Source organism: Aliamphritea spongicola, assembly GCF_017051665.1.
Lineage (GTDB): Bacteria > Pseudomonadota > Gammaproteobacteria > Pseudomonadales > Balneatricaceae > Amphritea > Amphritea spongicola.
The window spans coordinates 965,703-990,074 of the sequence record NZ_JAFIDL010000001.1 but is presented as its reverse complement, the minus strand read 5'-3'; the positions used below and the strand labels follow the sequence as shown (position 1 = coordinate 990,074).

At 50.9% G+C, this 24,372-nt stretch carries 21 protein-coding genes; 13 read left to right on the top strand and 8 right to left on the bottom strand.

Going from position 1 to position 24,372, the window contains the following annotated elements; all coding sequences use genetic code 11:
* The first annotated feature begins 26 nt into the window (after window positions 1–26).
* From JYB63_RS04580 to JYB63_RS04565, 4 genes are all read left to right on the top strand, one after another.
* On the top strand, window positions 27–1,352 hold the full coding sequence (locus tag JYB63_RS04580; RefSeq protein WP_205656611.1) for a sensor histidine kinase: 1,326 nt from the start codon (window positions 27–29) through the stop codon (window positions 1,350–1,352).
* Between the two features lie 75 nt (window positions 1,353–1,427).
* A complete protein-coding gene (locus JYB63_RS04575) occupies window positions 1,428–2,843 on the top strand; it encodes an MATE family efflux transporter (protein ID WP_205656610.1) in 1,416 nt (471 codons plus the stop codon).
* Window positions 2,844–3,325: 482 nt separating this feature from the next.
* Window positions 3,326–4,501, top strand: a complete 1,176-nt coding sequence (locus JYB63_RS04570; RefSeq protein WP_205656609.1) for an SRPBCC family protein — start codon at window positions 3,326–3,328, stop codon at window positions 4,499–4,501.
* Between the two features lie 26 nt (window positions 4,502–4,527).
* Window positions 4,528–6,495: a Rieske 2Fe-2S domain-containing protein gene (locus JYB63_RS04565; RefSeq protein WP_205656608.1), complete on the top strand. Its 1,968-nt coding sequence runs from the start codon at window positions 4,528–4,530 to the stop codon at window positions 6,493–6,495.
* Window positions 6,496–6,645: 150 nt separating this feature from the next.
* Here the strand turns inward: JYB63_RS04565 and JYB63_RS04560 are convergent, their stop codons facing one another.
* The gene (locus tag JYB63_RS04560) at window positions 6,646–7,461 is read right to left on the bottom strand and encodes a substrate-binding periplasmic protein (protein ID WP_205656607.1); all 816 of its coding nucleotides are present in this window, start codon (window positions 7,459–7,461) and stop codon (window positions 6,646–6,648) included.
* Window positions 7,462–7,602: 141 nt separating this feature from the next.
* Complete coding sequence (locus tag JYB63_RS04555; protein ID WP_205656606.1) at window positions 7,603–8,499, bottom strand: endonuclease/exonuclease/phosphatase family protein; 897 nt, start codon at window positions 8,497–8,499, stop codon at window positions 7,603–7,605.
* 74 nt (window positions 8,500–8,573) lie between these two features.
* Between JYB63_RS04555 and JYB63_RS04550 the strand changes: the two genes are divergently transcribed.
* Genes JYB63_RS04550 through JYB63_RS04540 form a run of 3 tightly spaced genes read left to right on the top strand, consistent with a single transcriptional unit; the run spans window position 8,574 to window position 12,412 of the window.
* A complete protein-coding gene (locus tag JYB63_RS04550) occupies window positions 8,574–9,065 on the top strand; it encodes a methyltransferase family protein (RefSeq protein WP_205656605.1) in 492 nt (163 codons plus the stop codon).
* 39 nt (window positions 9,066–9,104) lie between these two features.
* Entirely contained in the window at window positions 9,105–11,417 is a 2,313-nt protein-coding gene (locus tag JYB63_RS04545) for a mechanosensitive ion channel family protein (protein WP_205656604.1), read from the top strand.
* Complete coding sequence (locus tag JYB63_RS04540; RefSeq protein ID WP_205656603.1) at window positions 11,414–12,412, top strand: LysR substrate-binding domain-containing protein; 999 nt, start codon at window positions 11,414–11,416, stop codon at window positions 12,410–12,412. The genes JYB63_RS04545 and JYB63_RS04540 overlap by 4 nt, the downstream gene beginning before the upstream one ends.
* 137 nt (window positions 12,413–12,549) lie before the next feature.
* Here the strand turns inward: JYB63_RS04540 and JYB63_RS04535 are convergent, their stop codons facing one another.
* The 3 genes from JYB63_RS04535 to JYB63_RS04525 form a co-directional block, all read right to left on the bottom strand.
* Window positions 12,550–14,202, bottom strand: coding sequence for a methyl-accepting chemotaxis protein (locus tag JYB63_RS04535; protein ID WP_205656602.1), 1,653 nt, complete (start codon window positions 14,200–14,202; stop codon window positions 12,550–12,552).
* A 282-nt stretch (window positions 14,203–14,484) separates the two neighbouring features.
* Window positions 14,485–15,231, bottom strand: coding sequence for an HDOD domain-containing protein (locus tag JYB63_RS04530; protein WP_205656601.1), 747 nt, complete (start codon window positions 15,229–15,231; stop codon window positions 14,485–14,487).
* 197 nt (window positions 15,232–15,428) lie between these two features.
* Complete coding sequence (locus JYB63_RS04525; protein ID WP_205656600.1) at window positions 15,429–16,352, bottom strand: LysR substrate-binding domain-containing protein; 924 nt, start codon at window positions 16,350–16,352, stop codon at window positions 15,429–15,431.
* 181 nt (window positions 16,353–16,533) lie between these two features.
* Between JYB63_RS04525 and JYB63_RS04520 the strand changes: the two genes are divergently transcribed.
* Complete coding sequence (locus JYB63_RS04520; protein WP_205656599.1) at window positions 16,534–17,481, top strand: DMT family transporter; 948 nt, start codon at window positions 16,534–16,536, stop codon at window positions 17,479–17,481.
* An 82-nt stretch (window positions 17,482–17,563) separates the two neighbouring features.
* Here the strand turns inward: JYB63_RS04520 and lysA are convergent, their stop codons facing one another.
* Complete coding sequence (lysA, locus tag JYB63_RS04515) at window positions 17,564–18,835, bottom strand: diaminopimelate decarboxylase (protein ID WP_205656598.1); 1,272 nt, start codon at window positions 18,833–18,835, stop codon at window positions 17,564–17,566.
* A gap of 197 nt (window positions 18,836–19,032) precedes the next feature.
* Here lysA and JYB63_RS04510 point away from each other — a divergent pair, with 197 nt between their 5' ends.
* The 3 genes from JYB63_RS04510 to JYB63_RS04500 all read left to right on the top strand — a co-directional run bounded on the left by JYB63_RS04510 (window position 19,033) and on the right by JYB63_RS04500 (window position 21,345).
* Window positions 19,033–19,452 (top strand): Lrp/AsnC family transcriptional regulator, encoded by a 420-nt coding sequence (locus JYB63_RS04510; protein ID WP_205656597.1) that lies wholly within the window; start codon window positions 19,033–19,035, stop codon window positions 19,450–19,452.
* Between the two features lie 146 nt (window positions 19,453–19,598).
* Window positions 19,599–20,390, top strand: a complete 792-nt coding sequence (locus tag JYB63_RS04505) for a DUF1338 domain-containing protein (RefSeq protein WP_205656596.1) — start codon at window positions 19,599–19,601, stop codon at window positions 20,388–20,390.
* Between the two features lie 124 nt (window positions 20,391–20,514).
* Window positions 20,515–21,345, top strand: a complete 831-nt coding sequence (locus JYB63_RS04500) for a hypothetical protein (protein WP_205656595.1) — start codon at window positions 20,515–20,517, stop codon at window positions 21,343–21,345.
* Between the two features lie 75 nt (window positions 21,346–21,420).
* Here JYB63_RS04500 and astA read toward each other — a convergent pair whose 3' ends face one another.
* Window positions 21,421–22,473, bottom strand: a complete 1,053-nt coding sequence (gene astA / locus JYB63_RS04495; protein ID WP_205656594.1) for an arginine N-succinyltransferase — start codon at window positions 22,471–22,473, stop codon at window positions 21,421–21,423.
* A gap of 329 nt (window positions 22,474–22,802) precedes the next feature.
* On the opposite strand from astA, the gene JYB63_RS04490 reads away from it, so the two are divergent.
* Complete coding sequence (locus JYB63_RS04490; protein WP_205656593.1) at window positions 22,803–23,285, top strand: Lrp/AsnC family transcriptional regulator; 483 nt, start codon at window positions 22,803–22,805, stop codon at window positions 23,283–23,285.
* A complete protein-coding gene (locus tag JYB63_RS04485) occupies window positions 23,285–23,704 on the top strand; it encodes a GNAT family N-acetyltransferase (protein ID WP_205656592.1) in 420 nt (139 codons plus the stop codon). The genes JYB63_RS04490 and JYB63_RS04485 overlap by 1 nt, the downstream gene beginning before the upstream one ends.
* A 1-nt stretch (window position 23,705) precedes the next feature.
* Here the strand turns inward: JYB63_RS04485 and JYB63_RS04480 are convergent, their stop codons facing one another.
* Complete coding sequence (locus JYB63_RS04480; protein ID WP_205656591.1) at window positions 23,706–24,338, bottom strand: cytochrome P460 family protein; 633 nt, start codon at window positions 24,336–24,338, stop codon at window positions 23,706–23,708.
* Between the last annotated feature and the right edge of the window lie 34 nt (window positions 24,339–24,372).

Here is a 24,372-nt window from a genome sequence, read left to right as displayed (position 1 = left end):
CGTTTGCGCTGGTGGGATAATACGTAATGGAAGATTACATTAAAGAGATTATTGAAGATGCTTCCAGTACCTATGGTGCTGATTTTCTTCAGAAAATAACCCTTAAGCTGAACAGTATTCTAAAGGCTGATTATACCTACATTGCTGAAGCGGATGATGCTTATGAAAAAGCGGATCTGGTGGTGTGGGTGGCCAAAGGTGAGCTCAGTGATACTTTCAGTTATCCGCTGAAAGATACCCCCTGTTCTGATGTGATGTGTGAGAAGGTTGCCTGCTTTCCCAGTGGAGTGGCCAAAGAGTTTCCCGAGGATGAGTTTCTCGCTGATCTCAATATCGAAGGCTATATAGGCACGGCGATCCGGGATTCAAAAGGCCGGATTATGGGGCTGATTGCAGCGCTTTATGAGCGGGATATCACCCAGGAACAGGCGCTGATATCAGGGCTGTTTCAGGTCTTTTCCGGCCGGATTGCCGCGGAGCTTGAACGGGCAAGGTTTGAAGCATCGCTGGAAAATCTTAACGAAACTCTGGAAGCGCAGGTTCGCAGCCGGACTCTGGAGCTGAGCACTACGCTGGCGAATTTGCAGGAAGCCCAGCAGCAGTTAGTTGAATCGGAAAAAATGGCAGCCCTTGGCCGTCTGGTGACAGGCGTTGCCCATGAGGTGAATACGCCGCTGGGCATAGCCATTACCGCTCACAGCTTCATGGAAAAACAGTTTGGGGATTTTCGCCGTCAGGTTGAAGCTCAGGAACTGACCATTGAGGATATGGATAAGTACTGTGATTCAACCCGGGAATCCCTGCGTCTGCAGGCATTTAATCTCAACCATGCCAAAGATCTGATCGACAGCTTTAAGCGCACGGCAGCGGATCAGCATGTGCTGGAAGAAGAAACCATTAATCTGCGGGAATACTATGCAGATGTTATCTCTACTCTTGCCGCGGTGCTGAATAAAAAACGCATCAGGTTGCAGTTAGATATGCCGGCAGATCTTAAGGTACGTACCTTGCCCGGAGTGCATGCACAGGTGCTGAGTAATCTTATTGAGAACAGTGCCCGTCATGGATTTGAGGTAAACGGTGAAGACAACCGGATTCTGATTACCGGGTTTAGCCGTGAGGATGGTTCCGTTCAGGTGGATTATTCTGATAACGGTAAAGGCCTGGATGCTGAAAGCCGGGAAAAAATCTTTGAACCTTTTTATACCACTGCCCGCAGTGAAGGCGGCACGGGGCTGGGCATGTCTATTGTCTATAACCTGATTGTGCAGTCTCTTAAGGGGCAAATCGAATTACTGCCCGGGGACAGCGGGGTCAGTTTCTGTTACCGATTCAGTTCATTTACGGGCTGATTTTTCCATATAAACTGAATGATTATTCAATTTTTTCTGTTATGCTGAGGCTCTGTATGCCGGTGTGCTTTCCGTATGCCGGCTTTTTTGTGGTTATGGAAAATGCTTCAGGATCAGTATTCATCAGACACAACACCCCGTACAACTGGAGAAGCCCGGGCTATTCTGAGCCTGGCGATTCCGCTGGCGGTCGCACATATCGCGATGGTCGGTATGGAGGTTATTGATACCATTGTTGCCGGGCAATACAGTGCTCAGGATCTGGCGGGCTTGGCAATGGGCGGCAGTATCTGGCTGATACTGGTGTTGTTTATGGTGGGCGTACTGGGGGCGGTGCTGCCACGAATGGCCCGTTTTTACGGTGCGGATGACGGTGCGAATGTTACCGGTGAAGTGCAGCAGGGGATGATCCTGGCAGTAGTGCTGGGTTTGATCATGACGTTGCTGAGCTGGATGATTCCCGGCTGGCTGCCCGGGCTGGGGGCGGGGGAGACGGAAACCCGTATTGCCCAGGGCTACATCAGAATTATTGGTTTGGGGTTCCCGGCAATCGGGGTATTCATTGTGGTGATGAACCTGTTGGAAAGTCATGGGCTAACCCGTTTTATAGCGCTGACCAGCCTGCTGATTTTACCGCTGAATCTGTTGCTGGATTATGTGTTTGTCTTTGGCGTCGGGCCGTTCGAAGGCATGGGGGGCGTTGGCTGTGCGGTAACATCTGCTTCGCTGTACGCGTTATGGACTATTGCACTGTGCGTCTATGCGACGAAACATCCTAAACTGAAAGGCTATCGTTTTTACCAGCGCTGGCCGGGAATCGATAAAGCACGGATTAAAGCCATTCTGGGGCTGGGCCTGCCTATCGGTCTGATGCTGTTGGCGGAAGAAGGCTATTTTAATTTTTCCGCGTTACTCATTGCCCCGCTGGGGGTCAGTTCTATGGGGGCTCACCAGATTACCATTCAGGTGGCGGCGCTGGTGCTGATGGTTGGGCTGTGTATCGGCCAGGCGACAGCTATCCGTGCCTCACACAGTATTGGCCGGCAGGACACCCGCGGTGTTAATCAGCAACTGAAAGTGGGGCTGAGCATGGTGCTGGTGTTCAGTCTGGTATCCGGCACGCTGATTATGATCTGGCATGAGACGATGCCCGGGCTGTTTGTTCGGGATGCTTCGGTAATTGCGCTGTCCGCTACTATGCTGGCATTTGCGCCGCTGTTCTTTTTCTTTGATGCTCTGCAGGTCTGGTGTATTCAGGTGTTAAGAGGGTTTCAGGATACCCGTATGCCAATGGTGATTCAGCTGACATCCTACTGGGCAATCGGTTTTCCGCTGGGTTACAGCCTGGGCCTCACGGATCTGTGGGGGCAGCAGTATGGTGTTTTCGGTTTCTGGGCCGGCTTTATGTGCGGGGTGCTGCTCAGTGCCATGTTTCAGGCGCGACGCCTTTATCTTATGGTGCGACAGCAGGCCTGGGTGCCGGCGCACTGACGTTCTTCATTTCTTCGGCTGGAACACAGTTTTTTCTCTGTTTTAAGAAACCGTCCGTCAGACGGGCGGTTTTTTCTGCATCTGTTTGCGACTCATAACCTGCTTTTATGCGACTTACGACCATTTCACCGGCTTTTTTGGGTCTGGAATGGTCGTTTTTGAGCAATGACCGAATAATTTTTTTGCGATACTGGCGCCACTTAGGACACGCCGTCACAAGCGGCGGGTTGGTGAAAACAGTGAAACTCTGTTGCTATCCCCGTAACGGTGAGAACGTTTTCTGATAAAGATGCGTTTGTAGCCCGATCCCACCTAAGTCACAAACTGGATACCAGGCACGGAGCCTGGTGAATAAGGTTGCGGTGGACAACAAAACTGAATTGCGGCTTGGCTGCAGGGTTACCCCTTGCCAGAAAAAGCTGTAACGATTCATGCTGTTCACCGCCTGAGATGCTATTGCTTTTTTTAGTGTAGGCGGCCCTATGCAACACGTACTTACCGAGCTTGCCAATAAGCCAAAGAACTTCAGTCTGGCTGGCAAATTTTACAATGACCCTGCGCTTTATCAGATGGATCTGGAAAATATCTGGTACAAAGACTGGATATTTGTCGGCCATGATTTTGAGTTAGCCAATACCGGCGATTACATGACTCTGCCTCTGGGTGAGCATAACATCGTCATCATCAATCAGGGTGAGTCCCTGAAAGCCTTTTATAACCGTTGTCCGGTCAGTGGTTATCCGCTGTGTAACGAAGAGAGCGGTAACCAGCTGACCCTGGGTGACAGCGGTGCGACGATTCAGTATCAGCTGGATGGCGAATCCCTGGGTGAGGAAGATGCGCAATTACAGCCGGTAGCGCTGAACAGTGTGCAGAGCTATCTGTTTATTTGTCTGGCGGATGAGCCGGAAGATTTTGCTGAGTTCAGCAGCGTCGTTGAACCGTATATGGCGCCGCACAGCATGGACAATGTCAAAATTGCTGCCCAGTCTTCCATCATTGAAGAAGGTAACTGGAAGCTGGTGTTCGAAAACAACCGTGAATGCTACCACTGCCTGAGTAACCACCCTGAACTGATCATTACCTACCCGGAAGACCCTGCGGTAACTGGCGTCAGCCCGACTGGCGAAGTCCCAGCCATGGTGTCTGATCACTGGGAGCGTTGTGAGGAAGCCGGTTTACCAAGCCGTTTCAAGATTTCCGATAAAGGTGATTTCCGCGTCGCCCGTATGCCACTGCTGAAAGACTTCACCAGTTACACCATGAGCGGTGAAGATGCGGTTGCCAAGCCGTTGTGTGATGAAGGTTTGCCAAACGTCGGTGCACTGGTGTTGTTCCATTACCCGAATACCTGGAACCACTTCCTGGGTGATCACGTTATTTCCTTCCGTATGTTGCCACTGGGGCCGCAGACTACCCTGGTCACCACCAAGTGGATGGTGCGGGCTGACGCTGAAGAGAACGTGGATTACAACCCGGCGGAGCTGCTGGAAGTATGGGAAGCCACCAATGCACAGGATAAGCACCTGGTGGAAGAGAACCAGCGGGGTATTAACTCGCCGCTGTATTCATCCGGCCCGTACTCGGAGAATCAGGAAGACGGTGTTATTCAGTTTATTGAATGGTACAGCAACACTTTGCAGGCACGCCTGGGCTGATAGCCACGGCAGTAAGAGATCTGATAATGACAACAACTATTTCGACAAGCCGCCCCTGTGGAACTGAAGACAATCAGGAACTGATTTACCAGAGCCACGAAAGTTCTAAATCTGAACTGCATGAGCAGTGGTACAGCGACTGGCTGTTTGCCGGCCACAGCAGCCAGATTCCTGCCAACGGTGATTACATGACTGTGCAGGCCGGTCATTACCCGGTGATTCTGGTGCGCAACAATGACGGCCAGATCGTTGCACTGAATAACAGCTGTCGCCACCGGGGTTCCCGGGTATGCCAGCAGGATAAGGGTAATGCGCCTAATCTGGTGTGCCCGTATCACCAGTGGACTTACGATCTGAACGGTGAGCTGGTGTTTGCCCGTAACATGATGGACGAAGTGAATCTGGATGATTATCCGCTGAAGAAATTCGCCATTGCGGAACATGAAGGGTTTATTTTTGTTCATTTGACTGAAGAAGATGCTTCTTTTGATGGAGCTGAAGAGACCTTCAAGCAGGCGCTGGCCGGTTTACCGCTGGCGGATATTGATCAGTGGGCGTCTGCCGCAGAGTACCGCCAGCTGGCAGAAGGGCACTGGGAAGAAGCTGAAAGCTTTTCTAATGAGGCCGCTGAGTGCCTGTTTACCGGCAAGAACATTAGCATCTGGCAGGCGCCGGATCACATTGCGATCATCCGTAAGATCCCGTTAAACCTCTATCAGACGGAGTTTTCAATCCAGTGTCTGGTGTCTGTTGACGCCGCACCGGGCCGGGATTATCTGGATCAGGCATTAATGGAGCAGTGGGGTGTGACGGATTACCAGTCCAGCCTGACGGTGACAGTTGATGCTGATCCGGACGAACAGCACCAGGCGAATATGGAATTCGCCGAGAAGTACGGTCTGGAAGCACCGGTGCTGCGCCATAACGATATGGACTACAACGATATGTTCTCTGAACACCGTATCTGGGACAGCAGTGCCCAGGAACTGGTGTGCACCATGGTGGTGAACGAGACCCATAACGTGAAGACCTTCACCTTCAAAACAGAAGGTGGCAGCTGGTTTAAGTTTAAGCCGGGTCAGTTTGTAACCCTGTCGCTGCCGACCGAAGACGGTCCGGTACTGCGTACCTATACCATTTCGTCGACGCCGTCGCGGCCGTTCTCTCTGTCGGTTACCGTGAAGGTTCAGCCGGACAGCACCGGCACCCGCTGGTTGTTTGACAACGTTAAACCGGGTGACAGCCTGAAGGCTTACGGGCCGGCAGGTGAGTTCAGCTTCTTTAACCAGCCGTCTGAGAAGTATCTGTTCATTTCTGCAGGTTCCGGTATCACGCCGATGATGTCCATGACCCGCTGGATGTTCGACTATGGCTACGATTTGGATGTGAACTTCATCAGCTGTGTGAATACACCGCAGGATATTCTGTTCCGCGAAGAGCTGGAAAACATTGCCGGCCGTTGCCCTAACTTCCGCCTGAGCTGGGTGTGTGCTGAAGATACAGAATACAACGCCTGGACTGGCCTGCGTGGCCGTTTCAACAAGCTGATTCTGGGTCTGACTGCACCGGACTATATGGACCGTGATGTGTATTGCTGTGGTCCTGCACCGTTTATGAAAGCGGTACGGGATGCGCTGGATGCATCCGGTTTCGATATGAGCCGTTACCATGAGGAAAGCTTCGGTGCACCGGATGCGTCTGAGCAGGAAGATCAGTTTCCGGATGGCGCAGAAGTGGTGCAGGTTAACTTCGGTAAGTCTGACAAGACCCGTGAAGTCAGCCAGCGTGAAACCCTGCTGGATGCGGCTAAAGCGGCCGACATCGCCATTCCGAGTGCCTGTGGCTTCGGTGTATGCGGTACCTGTAAGGTCAAGGTGGTTTCCGGTGATACCCACATGGTTCACAGTGGCGGTATCAGCCAGAAGGAAATCGATCAGGGTTACGTACTGGCTTGCTGTACCAACCCGATCACGGATACTGAAATCGCCCTGTAAACAGGTGATGAAAGTAAGAAAAAAGGAGAGCTTCGGCTCTCCTTTTTTGGTTTAAGCAAACCGGCGATATCAGACTTAAGGCAGTTGCTTTCGTAGTGAGCTGACTAAGTAAAAAATTAAACCAGAGAGGCTGAAAATAGATGATGTCGGTCAGTTATTTTTGATTGATGATCTGAGTCTGGCCTGCTCAGCGGAATACTTTTCTATATTGGTTTTCAGTAACTCTGTAACCCATTGCCGGTAGCCTGGTTCCTGAATCATGGCGTTAATTTCGGGCAGTAAATGCTTAAATCGGGATTTTTTTGAGATAGAGATGTACAGGTTGCCGGTGGTGATCGGATGATCCAGTGGCACGATATCATCTGACATATTCAGGGTAGCCAGTTTGGTTAGCCCGGATTCACGGCCGAAAGGCACAAAGTCGACCCGCCGGTGTTTAAGCATCATGAAAGCTGATTTGTAATCCGGTACCCATTCAATGTTCACATTGTTTTTCAGAAACGTATCAAACTGTTCGCCGATACTTACACCCAGCACCATAGCCGCCTGTTTCCCGCTGAGGTCTGCCCAGCGATTAAAACCGAATGCATTGTCTTTGCTGACGAACACAGCGTTCTGGTTGTAGCCCATTGGGGTGGCGGTGAAGTCTGAATAGGTCTGGCGGGCAGGGTTGATAAAGGCACAGATATTAACGTCTACATCACCTTCTTCGACAGCTTTCTGGCAGCGTTTCCAAGGCCCGACGTACGAAAGGTCTACGCCGATACCCAGGCGGCCAAACAGTTCTCGGGTAACATCGGCACAGGCGCCGCGTATTTCACCCTGACTGTGCCAGTTCCAGGGCGGGTAATCCTGATGGCCGCAGGCTTTAAGCGTTGCCTCTTCAGACCAGGCAGGTGTATAGGCAGTAAACAACAAACAGGTTCCGAGCAGTAAACTTCTGGCTAACTGACCACGGCGTCTCATACGTTTGTATCCCCGATGGATTTAAAATACTACAAATAAATCAAAGAGTTGTAGTACTTAAGGTATCGCAAAAATACATATAAGCAAATAAATAAAACGTATAAGCAGGTTTGTTAAGGCTTCTCAGTTGTCTGAAATGCCTCAGAAATTCAGCGTAACGGATATCGGACAGTGGTCACTCAGGTAGGTGTTCAGGACGTCATCCTTTGCAAACACATGTTGCCGGAATGAACCGGGCTCAAGGGCTATATGAGCTGAATTGCTGAGGAGTATATGATCGATGTACTGGCGGTAATTTCTCAGGGTCCAGCGCTGGTTTTTTTTATCGTATCGCCGGCTGAAGCACTGGCTGGCATTGTTGTTACCGGTGCTTTGGAGGCCGCTTTCCTGTAAGCGTTTACCGTATTTGTCGGCGGTGTTTTTCAGTTGCCGGTTAAAGTCACCGAGTATTACGTACTTAGTGCCGGCTTGTTGTTCAGCCCAGGTGTTAATCAGTTTTATTTGCCGGTCCAGTTGCTGACAACTTTTACGACGCTTGCTCTGTTTGTCGGCTTTATTGTTGTAGCAGCCGGCTTTCAGGTGCACATTCAGTAGAGTGAGGCTTTGCCGGTCAGGGGTGGTTACTTTAACCGGGAACCCGTAACGCAGGCTTTGTTTTCCATAGAGGTCCAGGGCTTTCAGTTCAGGAAGCGGTTCCGCTTTAAGTGTGTGGCGAATGGCGTAGCCGACTTTCTGATCGTTTTCCCGGGATGAGATAAACAGCTGATATTCATCTGCAGGGAACAGACGGGCGGCGCTGGCGGTGTCGGCGACTTCCTGAAAGGCGATGATGTCAGCGTCCAGCCGGCGGGCGTAGTCTCTGAGCTTTGCGTAGTCTGTAGCGGTTCGTTCCTGCTGACGCTGTTGCGGTGTCGTATCCAGCCACTCGATATTCCAGCTGGCCAGTTTCAGCGGGCCTGCCTGTGTGTACGCACTGCTAAGAATCAGAGCGGAAATGAGTTGCAGTTTTACTATCTTGTTGTTTTGTAAACCGAACATTGTCTGATTCCTTATCATTGCCCCGGGGATTCAATATACTGCTGTACTAACGCCATTGATAGCCGGATTTTAAGATGACAGTTCATTCCGATCAGCCATTCGATCCTGATAACGACAAGTGTGGCCCCGGTGTCAGAGTACCGCCGCCGATGATGGTCGCCGGATCAATTTTACTGGGGGTGGGGCTGAACCTTATCGTGCCTTTAACCCTGAGTACGTTAGTGTACTGGCCGGGTGTGTTTCTGATGGCCGTTGCTGTGTGTCTGGCACTGGCGTGTGTCTGGCAGTTCTGGCGCGCTAAAACCCATATAGAACCCTGGCAGCCTACCAGCCGTATCATAGTTTCAGGTGTTTACCGTTTTTCGCGTAATCCTATCTATCTTGCAATGTTTGTATTTCAGGTTGGCCTGGGGCTTTGGTTACTGAACGGCTGGGTCGTGTTATGCGGTAGCGTGACGCTGAGGTTATTGTCGTATTTTGCTATCCGTAAAGAAGAGGCTTACTTACTGGCTAAGTTCGGTGATGACTACCAGACCTATATGCAACAGGTGCGTCGCTGGTTCTGACGCCTGTTCCCTAAAGAAAAATAACAAAGGATATCCTTTATGCAGTTGCGATTAATCACCGGCCTTGGGGTTGTGTTCTCTTTGCTTCTGAGTGTGTTGGTTAACGTACATGCCGCGACGGCCACCGCTGAACCCCAACTGCCGGAAACACTGACAAAAGAAAGTGTCAGTGGCTTTCTGGCGGAGTTATCAGATAAAGAGGTTCGCAGCCTGCTGAATAAACAGCTGCAGGGGCTGGCGGAGAAATCAGCGGAAGAAAAACAGAGTCTGTTTGAAGGCTTTACTGCAGGCATTGTGAATACTCGGGATCATTTACTGGGGGCCGTGCAGCAGTTACTGGCGTTACCACAGAACTTTGCAGTGGTGGGGGATGCGCTCAGTGAGGCGTTCAGTGATTTCTTTGCCGTTATCTGGTTTGCAGGGCTGGTTGCGCTGATTCTTGCGGTTGCCTATGCCGTTTCTGCCGGGGTACTGCGCCTGCTGCCCGCTAAATACCGTTTGCCTGAAGATGACGGCTCGGCACTGCCATTTTCGCTCCGGCTGAAATTACTGGGGCGTTATTTCCTGCTGGTGAACATCAGCCTGGTGATTTTTTACAGTGTGGCAGAAACCTTGCTGATGCTGACGATCAGTAATGAAACAGCCCTGATGACCGCTGTAGCCATTCTTGATTATGTCTATATGGGCCGGGTGGCCTATGTGCTGATGTCATTTTTTCTGGCGCCTTCTCACAGCCACTTACGGATGGTTAATTTGCCGGACCCTGCTGCTGTACGCATGGTGTATCAGGGGGTATTACTGGCGTTGCTGGCGACCAGCAGCATTATTCTGGAATGGAGCTGGCATCTGGGCCTTAAGCCCTTTGAGGCGGGGCTGGGATTCTGGATTGATTTCGGCTTTTATCTGGCACTGTTATGGATCGTCTGGAGTAACCGGCAAACCTTTACAGCCATGCTGTTGTTACAGAATGAACAGAACAGCCTTTCCAGAATACGGTTTGCGGAGTTCTGGCCAAAGGTTGTCATGGTGGCAGTAGTCCTGACCTGGCTGAGTTTACAGGTCATCATTGCTAACGGAGGCTTCAGCCTCGAGTTGATTTATGCAGCTGTGTTTACCCTGGTCATTCTGTTGGTGGTGCCATTTTTTGATGTGGCGATCCGGGCTGTGATTGAGCATTTCTATCCTCTGCATCTGACTGACTGCGGGGCGCAGGCCAGTGCCAACGCTGATGTTGACGATCCTGAGGCTGAATCTGCTGAAACGGTGGAAGGAGACACAGCAACCGGTTCAACCAGAGAACAGGAAGCCCTGATGCGCGGTGAGGTACAGGTTAGTGCCTTAAGAGTAACCCGGCTGCTGCTGGCCGGTCTGATTCTGATTGTGTTGCCTCTGTTGTGGGGTGTCAGTTATGTGGATCTGGCCAGTCAGGGAGTCAGTGCGAGAATTGCGGCAAGCCTGGTTGAATCGACGGTTCTGCTCTTGCTGGCGATGATTGCCGCTCAGGTGATCGATGTGCTGGTTAAACGCAAGCTGGCGACCGAGCTGCCAGCCGGTGAGCAGGAGCAGGATTCAGAAGGCGGGCAGGGGCTGTCCCGGGCTGCAACTTTACTGCCGATTATCAGGATCATTGCCTTTGTACTGATTTTTGTCAGTTCGCTGTTTGCCATTCTCAGCAGCCTTGGGGTTAACACCACCCCGTTGCTGGCAGGTGCCGGTGTCGTTGGTCTGGCAATCGGTTTTGGTGCCCAGACGCTGGTGAAAGATATCGTATCCGGAATGTTCTTCCTGATCGATGATGCATTTCGCATGGGCGAGTATGTGGATGTTGGGGAAATAAAGGGAACGGTCGAAAAAATAGCCCTGCGTTCGCTGCGTTTGCGACATCATCTCGGGGCGTTACATACCGTGCCCTATGGTGACATTTCCCGCCTGACCAATTACAGCCGCGACTGGGTGATTATGAAGCTGCGGTTCCGGGTGCCCCATGATACGGATATCAATAAGGTGAAGAAGTTGTTTAAGAATCTGGGTAAAGAGTTGCTGGACCATCCGCTGATCGGTAAAGACTTCATTGAACCTTTCAAGAGTCAGGGGGTGCTGGAAGTGGATGAAGTGGGGATGGTGATCCGCGGTAAGTTTACCTGCAAACCCGGCGGCCAGTTTATGATCCGTAAGGAAGTTTATGCGCAGGTTCAGCGGGTGTTTGCGGAAAACGGCATTGAGTTTGCCCGTCGCAAAGTTGAGGTGCAGATGCCGGAACACGCTACCGAGCAGGATAAAGAGCGGGCCGTCGCTGCGGCCAGTGAAGCTATCCAGAACAGCCAGCCTGCAGAAGCGGGCAAACCGGTATGACAGAGAAAATGACGAAACAGGATGCCCGGTCAGCTTCCGGCCGTTTGCCTTTGCGGGGCTTGCATGTCTTTGCGGTGGCGGCCCGCCATGGCAGCTTTAAAAAAGCGGCAGAAGAGTTGTGCGTCACGCCTCAGGCGGTGAGCCTGCAGGTGCGTTCGCTGGAGGAGTCTCTGCAGTTCAGTCTCTTTGTACGCTTGTCTGCGGGTATACAGCTGACTCAGGAAGGCGGGCAGTTGCTTGATTATGTTGAGCGGGGAGTAAGCCTGATCGAAACCGGTATTGCGGATATCCGTGCCAAGCAGGGCCGCCGGCAGTTTAATATCCGGGTATCTCCCTGGTTTGCGGTGCATTGTTTATTGCCCGGTTTCAGTGATTTTGAAGCCCGTTATCCTCAGGTGGATTTCAATGTCCGTACTGCTTTACGGTTCCCTGATTTTTCCCGGGAAGAGACCGATGTTGCCATTCAGTGGGGCTTTGGTCAGTGGCCGTTCCGCCACAAACAGTTACTGATCCGGGATGACAAGTGTCTGGTATGTGCGCCGTCACTGCTGAAGCGTAAAGCGTTGGCAGAGCCTCAGGATTTACTGCATCACCGTTTACTCTGTACGGAGCTGTCGGTGTATCTGTGGAAGCAGGTACTGGAGCATTTTGATGTGGATACGGTTGCAGAGCGTCAGGCGATGCCACTGGACAGTCAGGCCAGCCAGATCGAGGCAACCCTGCAGGGGTTAGGAGTGGCGTTGATGTCAGAAGATGTTGCCCGGGATCATATGGCGACTGGCGAGCTGGTGCAGCCGCTGGGGGACTGGACCGTCAGCCAGTTGGATCCGGCACTGATGCCCGGTTACTGGCTTATTGCCAGTGATGGGTTGGCGGATCTGCAAAGTGATACCCTGGTGGCTGACTTTATTCGCTGGCAACAGCAGCAGTTAGAAGCCAATCCATTAGTGAAACACCGGATTGCTGATCTCAGCGTGCTGTCTGAAAAACAATAAATCTGAAAAATAATATCGAATTACTTTTATGCGTGAAAGCACGCCTGTCTGGCAGGCGTGCTTTGTTGGAAGGTTAAAAAGAAGCAGAGTGTTCCGCTCTGAATTATCTTTTACATGCTCAGGCGACGCGTTCTGTCTCAGATTTTAAAGCGGCTTACCAATCCCTGCAGTTCCTGGCTGAGTTGATTGACAGCCAGGCTGGCACTTGCACTGAGGCTGGCATTCTTGGTTGCAACGCCTGACTGATCTGAGATGTTATAAATTCTCTGGTTGATATCCTCTGTCATTTCGGTTTGTTGTTCAGCCGCTGCCGCAACCTGAGCATTCATTGTTCTGATTTCTTCAATCGTCTGGGAAATGGTATTGAGGGAGGCTTCAGCATCACTTACCAGACTCACCACCTGTTCAGTTTGTTTCACACTGTCTTCTATTGCGCTAACTGCATCCGCAGAAGTGTTTTGTAATTCTTCAATAATGGCGCTGATTTCAGTGGTCGACTGCTGGGTTTTACCTGCCAGCGATCGTACTTCATCTGCAACGACGGCGAATCCGCGTCCCTGTTCTCCGGCCCGGGCCGCTTCAATCGCTGCGTTAAGTGCTAACAGGTTGGTTTGCTCGGCAATGTTATGAATAACTTCGACGACAGAGTTAACACCAATGCTTCTTTTCTGGAGTTGGTTAACCACCTGAGCTGCGCTGTTCATCTGGTTTGAAAGCTGCTCAATGGAATCACGGGTGTCATCAACAATGGTCTGTCCGCTGTCTGTGGCCTGTTTGCATGTGTCTGTACTGTTTGCTGCCTGTTCTGCATTATCGGCAACCTGGCTGGCAGTGACCGACATATTGTTGGTAGCCGTGCTGACAGTGTCGATATCCTGCTGTTGTTCAGATGATGCCTCTTGGGAGGCTCTGGCGGCGTCATTCAATTGTGTCTGATGTTTACTGAGCTGATGGACAACCTGAACAATATCAGTAACCAGTTGGTGTAATCTGTCGAGAAAGGTGTCGAATGCATAGGCCAGCTGGCCCACTTCATCGGTGGATTTCAGATTCATCCTCAGGGTCAGATCACCGTCACCTTCAGAAATTTCTTTCATCCGCTGCGTAATCTGATTGAGTTTTCTGGTGATCATTAATGGCAGTAACAAAACAAGCGCTGTTATCAGTGCTAATCCGATAATGACTGCTAGGGTCATTGACCAGTTGGTCGTATCAATGCTGTCTTTGGAGGTACTGGCGCCATCATTAACACTGGATATGATGGATTCAAGTAATGTGTCCAGTAATTCGGTGAGCTCAGAAAAAATAGGCTCTGAAGTGTGGGTGCTGAAATGAGAATGATCCCGTTGTTTTTCAAGGCTGGTTTCATTCAGTTTAATCACTGACTGTGTTTGCCATTGAATAATCAGGCCTTCAATTTTGTCTATGGTTTCATCCATGTTGGGCGCAATCCCAGCATCGGATAACTCTTTATAGCTTCGAATCCTCTTAATGGCCTGGCCTATGTCTTTATTAAAGTCTGCAATGTATTTTTTGTGCAGATCAGCATCATGGGCCGCGTTCATAAAAACGGTGCGTTCGGCCAGTATTACCTGATGAAGATCTGTGTCGGCTTTTAAGAGGTTCTTGAAGACGGGAATGTAAGCTTCATTAACTTTTCGGTTGTTGTCGCTGACATTGCTTAAGTTGACTGAAGCGACGACCCATATGCTGATAAAGAGCAGGCCAATGAACAGCATAATAGCCGTTAGCCGTGTTCGGATACTGAGTTTGGTAAATGCATTTATCATGATTAACTCTGCCGTATGTTAGATATTTAAGTTATATACCCCCGTACAGCTTTTCTCTTAGGAGCTATCATTTTGAAATTGCGTTATTTTTGAATGAAAGATGCCTCCCTGGTATTAATAAATTTTTCCTGTTTTTTTGAAAAATTAATCCTTTTCTAAAGGCTAAATCGGTGCTCAGTTTTTTATACGCCGTATCGGCGCTGTTTCTGGTCCGTTCAGCTTTTTGCTGATGGATGCAAAGGTGCGGTGATCATTGCTATCAGAAGGACGTTTATTGCCCGTTTACCGAAGCTGGTTAGGATTTGAAAATAAAGCATCTCTGGTAATTCCCACCAGGGTTCTGAAGCGTTCCGGCGCTTTGCTGTTTTCGATAACAGCGGCATCGTGATGATGCTTGATCAGGCTGCAGATAATTTTCGGCAGATTCATTTTTTTCGCTGCGAGATAGCCGATCTGGGCATGAGTCGTGCCGATCAGTTGCAGTTCTGCTTTGGGCAGGTCATCCAGTGTTTCCCAGCCAGCGGCGGCTGCCTGATTGATGGTTTGCGGAGAAAATTGCAGGAGTACAAAGCGCCCCAGATCGTGGAGCAGGCCGCAGATGTAACCCAGTTCCGGTGGGATCTTGTTGTCTGCATCCTGACAGGCGCGCTCAATTTCGCCAGCCACTCTGACAGAGTGGGGCCACAGGCTTTTTTCCGCTTCAGTAGACGGCATGAATACCTTGCCGACAGATACTTCTGTTACCAGTTTTACAACAGTTTCAGAGCCGATACGGGTAAGGGCTTCCCGCAGGTCATAAATAGGGTGGCCGGGGGCTGACGTTGCGGAGTTTGCATGACTGAGAATCAGGCAGGCGAGCGGCGGATCGGTTCTGGCCAGCTGAAAAACAGCCTCGAAAAATGTGTCTGATTCCGGGTCCAGTTGCAGCAGCTGATGAATAATACCGGGCAGCATCGGAAACTGGCCGATCTGTTTTTCGAGCGCTTCCAGATTCAGATATTTCTTACGCGCTTTTCGGGCTGTAGTCATAGGCGTCCTGCAAACTTGTGGTTCTGCCCAGCTGTTATAAGCCGTGTTATGAAAGTCTTAGTAAAATTATTGCAGACCTTAAAGCGCTGACAATGCTACTTAATGCAAAGACCTGACCCAGATAGGTATTTTGGTCATTATTCCGTGGGGTGGTGGGTATAAAGTGCCCAGATTGGGCTTTTGTGCGTGTTGTTTTGTCAGTGTTCGGCGTGTGCCGTGGCGGTGATCCAGTCAATAAATGCCTGGGCTTCCGGACGCAGGGCTGATTCTTCCGTGGCAACCACATCATAGCTGAGTGCCGGGCTGGCTTTTTCTGCGAACGGGCAGGTGAGCAGACCGGACTGAAACAGATTGCTGACAATGGGTTCGCTGACCAGTATCACCCCCTGGCCGGCAATGGCTGCCTGCAGGGCCTGACTGTACTCACTGAAATGCATGCCTTCATCCGTGGCAATGTGCTGGATGCCGAAGTTTGCCAGCCAGCCTTTCCAGAGAAACCACTGCTGGCTGGACTTGGCGCTTTCCAGCTGCGTGGTATCCCAGTGAATCAGTGTACTGGCCTGTAGATCAGTGAGTGCTGGTGGTGACGGCAGCTCTGCTGCAAATGTGGGGCTGCAGGCCGGGAGAATAATATCGCTGAAAAGGGGGTGACGGACCAGGCCGTCATTCCTTGCAGTGCCGTAGCGGATAGCCAGATCTATATTGCTGCGTTGCAGGTCGATAATCTGGGGGCAGGAATCAATCAACACGCTGATATCCGGGTGTAACTGGCGAAACTGTGCTAGCCGGGGGACTAGCCAGGCACTGGAAAAAGACGGTTCGACAGTAATCGTTAACTGCCGGCGCTGGCGGGTGTTACGCATTTTTTCGACGGATGTACGGATGTGCTGCATTCCCTGGTTGAGGTCGTCCAACCCTGCCATGCCCGCCGGTGTCAGTATCAGCCCCCGGCCTTTGCGTGTCAGCAGAGGGGTGCCGACAGCAGCTTCCAGCCGGCTGACCAGTTGCTTGACGGCGGCAGGCGTTACAGTAAGTTCTTCTGCAGCAGCATGATAGTTAAGATGGCGGGCAGCTGCTTCAAATGCCTTTAATGTATTCAGTGACGGCAGAGACTGATTCATAGCAATATTTAGAAAATGTTAATGATAAGAAAATAATATATGAATTCCGCGCAGATAATAAGATGCCTAAAATTCAGGCTAAGAGGGTGAGTAAGGAACCGGCGAATATGTCCGAAACGCCTCTTCGCTGGTTCCCAAATAAAAACCTCATTATGACTTTTGACTGTAAGGGTGAATAACAGTGCTGATCAGATCTCCAGGTGCCGGGTTGGCATCGGCTGTGGTGTTTTTCTCTGCCGCGTTATGGGGCATTTACTGGATTCCGTTACGCTTTCTTGAAGAGCAGGGTATTAGCGGAACCATGGCTGTTGCGGTATTAAATATGCCGGCGATTTTACCCTTACTGCTGTTAGTGGGGCTGCAGTTACGTGCCCACCGGGGCTATTTCGGCCGGATGCTGTTAATCGGTATTTTCACCGGAATGGCCATCGCGCTGTATTCTTCCGGGGTGATTTACTCCTCAGTAGTGCGGGCGACTTTGCTGTTCTATCTAACACCGGTGTGGGCAACCCTGATTGAGATTGTCTGGTTTAAGGAAAAGGCGGGCTGGCCACGCTGGCTGGCGGCGGTTGCTGGCTTAGTCGGTATGGCGCTGTTGCTGTCCGGTGAAGGCTCCGCGGCGTTTAATATTGGTGATGTGTTTGGTTTCTTTTCCGGGGTTTGCTGGGCGTTTGGTGCTGCGATGATCAAGCGTTATGACAGTGTGCCATTGCCGGGCATGTTGCTGAGCCAGTTTTGTTTTACCGTCACCGGTGCATTATTGCTGGGGCTGATTGCCGGTGCTGGCTACAGTTCTGCTGGCTATGATTTGACGGGCGGCGTTACTGCAGAACAGATTCTGGCGGTATTGCCTCAGACATCGGTGATTGCCATTGGGATTATTTTGCCGGCGGTGCTGGCGATTTTCTGGGCGCAGAAGTTTCTTCTGCCGGGCAGAGTCGGCCTGCTGATGATGTCTGAAGTGATTGTGGCGGTGGCATCTGCCAGCCTGCTGCTGCCTGAGGAGCATATGTCGCTGGTGGCGTGGTGCGGTGCTGCCCTGATTATCAGTGCCTGTGTGTTGGAAGTGATGTCGGTACCGGATTCAGAACCGGCGGGGTTACAGCCGGTGCAGGAAGGCGGTCAGTAAGTTAAATTGATTCCGAAGATCTCTGAACCGATAAAAGCAAAGCCGGAAGCTGTCTTCCGGCCTGCAATGCCAGCTGTTTATTTTAATCTTCAAATGCCATGAGCTCTTCCTGGCTGATCCGCCGTCTGATGACCTGAACAGTGTTCTCATCGACCAGTACTTCGGCGGGAATTTCCCGGCTGTTATAGCTATTGCTCATGACGGAGCAGTAGGCACCGGCGCACAGAAACGCCATCAGATCGCCTGCCTGTATATCTTCTGAAACGGGATAATCCCGGGCGAAGGTATCCGTGCTCTCACACACGGGACCAACCACATCAAACTGTCTCTGAACGCGGTTATCAGCGTAACTGACTGTCAGTAACGGATGTACCGCCTGATAAAGCGCCGGGCGCATCAGGTCGTTCATGGCTGCATCCAGAATCAGAAACGGCCGGGGTTCAGCCTCTTTAACAAAGTTTACCCGGGTCACCAGTACCCCGGCGTCAGCAACTAATGAACGGCCGGGTTCAACGACGACTTTGCCGTCATAGTCAGGGGCTTCTGTGTGTATTGTATCGGCAATGACCTGCGCGACCTCGCTGAAAGACAGGCTGCTGCCGTTGCCGTAATCAATGCCAAAGCCCCCGCCCAGATCCAGACAGCGGATATGAACGCCTTCTGCCTTAAGGGTCTTGGTCAGGGCTAACAGCCTGGAAACCGCCTGACGATAAGGAGCAGCTTCACAGATTTGCGAGCCAATATGCATTGCCAGCCCGCAGAGGTTCAGACAGGCATGATCCGCATAGTCACGAAACAGCTGTAAGGCCTGTTCCGGCGGCATGCCGAACTTATTACCCCGGGTGCCGGTTGTGATGTGCCGGTGAGTGTTGACTGTTACATCCGGGTTCACCCGCAGGGCAACCCTTACCGGGCGTGTAGATGTCTGTGCCAGGGTGCTTAGCAGTGCCAGTTCTTCTGCAGATTCCACATTGAACTGGCCGATACCGGTGTCGAGGGCCAGGCGTATTTCAGCTGCAGATTTACCTACCCCGGAAAAGATGATTTTTTCTGCCGCTATACCTGCTGCAATGGCCCGCTGTATTTCGCCGGCTGAAACGGTGTCGACGCCGAGGCCCTGACTGCTGATCAGGTGTAAAATATGCAGATTGCTGTTGGCTTTCATCGCATAGTGGATACCAATATCATGGGCTGAAAATGCTGCCTGACACCGTGCTGTGTTTTGCAGGATTCTGGCTTTTGAATAACAGTAAAAAGGTGTCGCCACCTGTTCAGCAACGGATGAAAGGCTACAGGATTCAAGATGCAGCTGGTTATCACGGTAGTTCAGCTGTTCGTTCAGAGGTGTTGTCACGGTTTACTCCGGGTAAGGTCGTTGAGTAATGGTCAGCTTACGCAAGTGATGGCTGAATGGCTGCTGTCAGAATCACCTCTTGGGGTGTCAGAATGCCGGTATTTCAGTGAAAATGTCTGCGCTGGCCGGTTTAATCATGAGGTAAAATCTTCAAATCCGGTCTGAAAGATAAAAACAGAGAGTACAGAGATAGCGGTATGGATAAGTTTGATCAGGGAATCATCAACCTGCTGAAGCAAAATGCCCGCCAGTCAGTGGCGGCAATCGGCAATGAAGTCGGTTTATCCCGTACGGCGGTGAATGACCGTATCCGTAAGCTTGAGGACCGTGGGGTTATCCGCCGCTATACCATTGAGCTGGGTGGTGATCTGCAAGCGCATAAAGTGTCAGCGTATTTTGAACTGACCTTCAGGCCTTTTGATTTACAGGCGGTGAAGCAGCAGTTTTCCGGGATTCCTGAAATCAGTCAGGCCCATGCTTTGAGCGGTTCTACTGATGTATTGCTGTTTGTTGAAGCGGCATCAATGGAACGTCTGACCCGGATTCGGCAAGAGTTATCGGAGCTGCCTGACCTGGAAAAAATAGTCACCTCAACGGCATTTGAACAACTGGTATAAACAAGATCTGCTTTCAGTTTAGAGTAAGTTTTAATTGTTCATGCAGGTAAGTTTTTTTGGTTGATAAAGGCTGCTACAGCAACCACACTAAGGGAATAAGAAGGGCGGTTTACGCCCGTGATACGGCACTAACGAGCGGAGTTTTTATGCAGGTCGAGCAGTTCTTTTCTAACCTTTGGCAGGACTATATTCAGATCACCCCACAGGCAAAAAGCATTCAGGAACTGTTTGTTGCCACTGACGGTGAGGTGATCAATGATCATGTTGCTTTCCGTACGTTCGCCGGTACGCCGTTACAACTGGATAATCTGGAACCGGTGATTCTGAGCATGGGCTATGAGCGTCAGGACAGCTACGAGTTCAAAGCAAAGAAACTGCGGGCACACAGCTTTATTCATCCTGATCCGAAGCAGCCAAAAATCTTCTGTTCCGAGTTACTGACGGAACTGCTGAGCGAAGAAACACAGGCAATTATCGCCCGTTATACGGCGCAGATTGAGCCGCAGACCCTGACGCCGGCAGTCTTTTACTCGGCCCGTCACTGGGACATGCCGACACTGGAAGACTATCAGACAGTTATGGCTGAAAGTGAGTACGGTGCCTGGCTGCTGGCCATTGGGGTACGGGTTAACCACTTCACGGTAAGCATTAATCATCTGAACAGTACCGACAGCATTGTTGAAGTGCTGCAGCGGGTAAAAGATGCTGGTTTTGCGGTGAATACTGTTGGCGGTGAAGTGAAAGGTACGCCGGCCAATCTGCTGGAGCAGGGCTCTACGATGGCAGACCGTCAGGTGTATGAATTCGGTTGCGGCGCACAGCAGGAAATTCCGACCTGTTTCTATGAATTTGCCAAGCGTTACCCGGATGCTGAAGGGGTTGTGTATCAGGGATTTGTTGAGGCAAACGCGGATAAGATTTTCGAATCAACTAACTGATTCACTAGCGCTTTTCTGGAATCCGGCCGGTCTCTGATCTGTCGGATTTTTTTATTCCTGAAGCCTTCTGGTTTATGCTTTGTTTTAATGAGAAAAGGATACCGGCTGAATAAGGAGGGCGGTGATGTCCGTGTGTGAAGGGAATACAGAATTCGCGGCTGATATTCAGAAGGCCTGCGAATCAGGTGAAGATGCTTACGGTAATCAGATCAGCCATGTATTTGTGAAACGTCAGCTGTTTATGGTGTATCAGATAGATGATGCGGATATCAATAACAGCCTGCGGGTTTATATCTCTGAAAACCCGCGCAGTCAGGATATTGATAAACGCTATAGCTATATCCGGCATTTGTATTTCAATGCCAAGGGCTTACTGGCCCGCTCGCCGAACCTGAATGCGATGAAGTACCGCATTGCCAAAACCGTAGAAGATTGTTTGAAGAATGACGCGCTGGATAAAGAAACAGCCGAGCAGACCTTTAAGCACCTGATCCACATTATTGAAGAAGAATACGCCAAAGCGACTAAGAATCGGTTTTATTATTTGCTGCCGCATTTTGTCACCGTGCCGGTATTATTTCTGGTGTGCTTACAGCTGATGGATCAGCGCAGCCCGGATAATGAATGGTGGGTGATTTTCACTTCGTTCTTAGCCGCTGCACTCGGTGGGTTTATGAGTGTGCTGAAGAACGCTTCCACGCTGAACTTTTATGAGTACAGTCAGAAGCGTAAGTACGTATTCCTGGGGGCGGAGCGCCTGCTGTTATCGTTTGTGGCCGCGGCAATCGCGTTTATTGTACTGAAATCCGGTGCGGTGGTGGCCCTGACCGGTTTTGACAGCTACTGGCAGGTCATGCTGGTGCTGGTGGTCGCCGGCTTTTCTGAAACTCTGGTGCCGGGGATCTTGCAGAAAATGGAGAAACGCGTGTCTTTAGAAGGTAAGTCTCAGAAATAAAAAATGCCGGCATAAGCACTGTTATAAGTGCTTATGCCGGCATTTCGGTTATCAGGGAATATCTATCTGAGCGGCTTAAGCCACTTGCGCGTTACTTTCCGGTCGGGCTTTGCGGGCTTCCACGTAGCGTACCTGTGCCTGTTCCTGCAGTTGCAGGGCATCCAGATTTTCAGCGGCCAGATGTAACTGACCTTTGCTGTCGATGCTGGCCGGCGTCAGTGCCAGACGGTAGTTTGCCAGCTCTCCGTTACTGATAATGTATTCCTGTTGCTGGCCGTTGCTGGTGCCCTTAACGGTGGTTACCTCTGCGGTACGGCTTTCCTGAACGGTATGAATTTCATCCCGTGCGATCTGTACACTTGGGCCACCGTCGAACAGGTCAACGTAACCGGTAAACTGAAAACCTTCTTTCTTCAGCATGTTCAGGGCCGGAGCAGAACTGTCGTGAGGTTTACCGATGACATCCCGTGCGGCTTCCGGCAGCAGGTCAATGTAGATCGGGTACTTGGGCATCATGTCCGAAATGAACTGTGAACCTTCCAGCGCGGCAGTGCGCACCGCTTCCTGAAAATCCATGGCAAAGAACTTATGACCCAGATGCTGCCACAGCGGTGAGTTGCCGTTCTCATCCTGCCAGCCCCGCAGTTCAGCCATTACGGTGTCGGCAAACAGGTGAGGGAAGTCTGCCATCAACAGGAAACGTGCCCGGGAAAGGAACTTACCTACACCCGGCTTACGGTATTCCGGCAGCAGGAACAGAGAGCCGATTTCGGTGGCACCGGTGTAGTCATTTACCATGCTCAGCACTTTTGCCTGACGGATCATGTCCAGTTGCTGGCTGCTGCTGACCAGGGTTGATACCTTGTAGGAATAGAACGGCTGCGACAGACCAATGCCGGTGTAGATCGCGGTGGTGCCCACAACCTGCCCGGTCTGGTTGTCTTCCAGCACCATAAAGTATGTGCTGCTGGCATCGGCTTTTCCGGCAAAGGCTTTTTGTGAAGCAGCTATTTTGCTTTTCCATGCGGCCTCATCGGCAGGCATAGAAGTCATACCGCGACCGACAACGGCTGAGATGTGCATCAGGTCATTCAGATCGCCTGGCTGGCAAGGGCGGATAATCAGCATAGACTTTACCTTCTTATAATGAGCCGGCCGGGTCTGCGTGACAGTATATGCAGAATATCGTGTGGCCTGGCTTCAGTAATCTTTTGTATTGCGTCTATTTTAAAGGGTATGTGGCCGAATGAGCTGTGTAATTTACCCGCCTGTCAGGTAGAATCTTCATGATTATGACGTAACGCGAAATAATATTTCGTCTAGTCGATTATTATAAAAATGCCAGTGTTCTGGCGTATATCCTGAAGATATACCAATATATACTGGGGCTTAGCGCAGGTGTTCAGCAAATAGCTGATGTCTGGCGGTATAAAAATAAAGCAGAAAAGAGATATAAAATGCAGTTAGACCGTATTGACCGAAATATTCTTTCGGTGCTGCAGGGTGAGGCGCGGATTACCAATCAGGAACTGGCGGACCGGGTGGGGCTGTCACCAAGCTCCTGTCTGAACCGGGTACGTAAGTTACAGGAAGCTGAGCTGATCGGACCGTATCTGGGCATTGTTAATCTGGCAAAACTGTTTCGCAGCGTGACTGTGGTGGCCACCGTCAGCCTGAAGGATCAGAGTACCGAGGCGTTTCGTTGCTTTCAGGAAGCCGCGCAGGCGATTCCGGAAGTTGTTGAATGCCATGTGGTCAGTGGCAGTTTTGATCTGTTTATGCGCATTGTTGCGCCGGACATGCTGCGGTATAACGCCATCAATGATCAGTTGCTGGATGTACTGCCCGGTGAGGTGAACATCAGCAGCCATGTGGTACTGCATACGCCGAAAGAATTCAGTGGTTATCCGCTGAATGAGTTATGGGAAGGGTATAACTGATGACACAGCCAGTTTTAGTTGAACAAACCGTGAGCGCGCAGGATTTTATCCGTCTGAGAGCGATAACCGGGCTGAGCCCCCGGCCGGCAGATGCGGTGGCCCGCGGGCTGGCGGCCAGCCTCTATGGCGTCTGCATTGTTGATTGCGGTAAAACTGTCGGTATGGGGCGGATTATCGGTGACGGTGCCCTGAACTTCGATATTGTAGATGTAGCGGTTGATCCGGACTGTCAGGGACAGGGGCTGGGCCGGGTGATTATGAATGCCCTGATGGCCTGGTTAGAAAATAATGCGCCAAAGGATTCTTACATTACTCTGATGGGAGACGTGCCGGCGCTGTATGAAAAGTATGGTTTCAGGCTGACCAGACCCCGTAGTGAAGGGATGTTTTACGACTGGTCAGCCCACAAAGACAGTTAAATTATTCTACCGGTACCGCGACCCGGCCGGTGCCTTTGGCATCGGTTAATACCGGGTAATGCTGGGTGAATACCATGTCATCCTGCGCGCCGGCGGTGTGGCAGCCGGAGCATTTTCCGGTTGGGAACTGTTCACTGGTTTTTTGGAAGAACTCGCTGTTTTCCAGTTTCGGGAAACGGTAGAAACCCCACTGGCCCGGCTCATTGGCAAATTTAACCGGGTCTTTAAGCATACCTGCTACGGCAACTACTTCACCGGCGCCATAACCTGTACCGGTCATACCCTGGTAGCGGGTAATGCTCATCACTTCTTTTAAAATCAGGGTACCGGTACGGAATTCACCGGTTTCTTTCCAGTGTTTGAATGCACCCCGGTCCATATAGATGGTGCGCATTTCATTGAATGGTGCTTTACCGTTGTTCAGTTCGTTAGGTGAAACATTAGAACCCACCTGAATCCATTCCCGATAATCCAGTGGTAGTTCCAGGCGGTTGTCGGCGTTGAATTTAGCCGGTGGTGGAAGATCTTCGGCGATTGCAGCGTTGCCGATGAGTCCGGCACTGAGCAGACCAATCGCAGCTGTGCGAAGCAGTTTACCGGTCAGTCCGGCGTGCGTAATTATGCATTTTTTCATTATTTATATTCCGGGCAAATGTCTGTAAGGCGTG